Origin of the sequence: Paraburkholderia sp. SIMBA_030 (assembly GCF_046535245.1) — a bacterium.
Classification (GTDB): Bacteria; Pseudomonadota; Gammaproteobacteria; order Burkholderiales; family Burkholderiaceae; genus Paraburkholderia.
In genome coordinates this window covers 1-258 of sequence record NZ_JAWRXB010000959.1, presented here as the reverse complement: position 1 = coordinate 258, position 258 = coordinate 1, and the positions used below count along the sequence as shown (strand labels likewise).

Genomic DNA, 258 nt, shown 5'->3' with positions numbered 1-258 from the left:
CGGCGAGCGCGGTCGCGAGCCTGTCCGGCCTGGACGGTGCCCATACGGCGTCTGGGTCTGTGAGGAGGCCGGAGGCGAAGGGTGCCTGGTTGAGGACCGGCACGTTGCCTGCGGCCAACAGTTCGCCGGGAACAAGGGAGATGTTGGTAAAGGAGATGGCCAGGCCGGCAATGGTGCGGTTGTAGAGGATGTTCAAATCGCGCGGAGGGAGGTTTCCGTGGTTGGTGACCGGAATTTTCCATCTACTGACGATGTCGC

1 pseudogene is annotated in these 258 nt (G+C 63.2%); it reads right to left on the bottom strand.

The window, feature by feature from the left end:
• A pseudogene (locus SB772_RS42865) lies at window positions 1–258 on the bottom strand (hypothetical protein); the annotation flags it as partial.